This is a genomic window from Streptomyces sp. NPDC002265 (assembly GCF_040296125.1).
Lineage (GTDB): Bacteria > Actinomycetota > Actinomycetes > Streptomycetales > Streptomycetaceae > Streptomyces.
In genome coordinates, this window is the sequence record NZ_JBEOWS010000705.1 from 1 (window position 1) to 1,317 (window position 1,317).

At 66.7% G+C, this 1,317-nt stretch carries 1 protein-coding gene; it reads left to right on the forward strand.

All coding sequences use genetic code 11. The features are described from left to right. Window positions 1–147: 147 nt before the first annotated feature. Window positions 148–1,317: IS256 family transposase (locus ABT085_RS46415; RefSeq protein WP_351623275.1), on the forward strand; the 1,170-nt coding region annotated here is incomplete at its 3' end.

A 1,317-nucleotide genomic window follows, 5' to 3' on the forward strand; every position in this document is an offset into this window, starting at 1 on the left:
GGATGGCGTCCCGCTTGATGGTGTAGCCGATCAAGGCTGGGGCGTGCGCCCGGGGCGTGTGTCGATAGGGATTCCGCTCCCTGCCCAGCAGGCGGGCCACCTGCAACTCTCCTTGGTGAACGGCCAGTTCAACCCGGGAGGTGCATGGTGGCCCTGTCCCAGTCTGACCTACTACGCCTGCTGGAGGCACGTTCGGCAGACGGACTCGAACTCGTCCGCTCGGTGGCCGAGCGGATGCTCCAGGAACTGATCGAGGCCGAGGCGAGCGCGCGGATCGGCGCGCAGTGGAACGAGCACACCGACACCCGCACCGCGCTGCGCAACGGGCACCGGGACAAGACCCTGACCACACAGGCCGGCGATCTGGACCTGGCCATACCCAAACTGCGCGCGGGCAGCTTCTTCCCCAGCCTGCTCGAGCGCCGCCGCCGCATCGACCAGGCCCTGTTCGCCGTCGTGATGGAGGCCTACGTCCACGGAGTGTCCACCCGATCGGTCGACGAGCTGGTCAAGGCCCTCGGCGCGGACAGCGGCATCTCCAAGAGCCAGGTCTCACGGATCTGCGCGGACCTGGACACCCAGCTGTCCGCATTTCGCACCCGGCCCCTGAACCACATCCGCTTCCCCTACATGTATCTGGACGCGACGTACTGCAAGGCCAGGGTCGCCCACCAGATCGTCTCCCGGGCCGTGGTGATCGCCACCGGCATCACCGAGGACGGCGGCCGCGAAGTGCTGGGCGTGATGGTCGGAGACAGCGAGACCGAGGTGTTCTGGACCCAGTTCCTGCGCTCGTTGCGCGAACGCGGGCTGAGCGGGGTCCGTCTCGTGCTCGGCGACCACCACGCCGGCCTGGTCAAGGCGATCCGCAAGGTGATGATCGGTGCTTCCTACCAGCGGTGTCGGGTGCATTTCCTGCGCAACGTCTTCAGCGTGATCCCGAAGGACGCCTCCGAGATGGTCGCCGCCACCATCCGCACCATCTTCGCCCAGCCCGACCAGACAGCCGTCCGCAGCCAGCTCGACACGGTCGCCGGCATGCTCGGCGCACAGTTCCCCCAGGTCAAGCGGATGCTCCTGGACGCCAAAGACGATCTGACGGCCTTCGCGGCCTTCCCAGAACGCCACTGGAAGAAGATCCAGTCCACGAACCCGCTGGAGCGGGTCAACCGGGAGATCAAACGTCGCGTCGACGTCGTCCAGGTCTTTCCCAACGACGACGCACTGCTACGGCTGGTCACCGCCGTGCTCTTCGAAATGCACGACGAGTGGATCGCCTTCCCCCGCCGCTACCTTCCCGAAGGCAGCATGGACCAG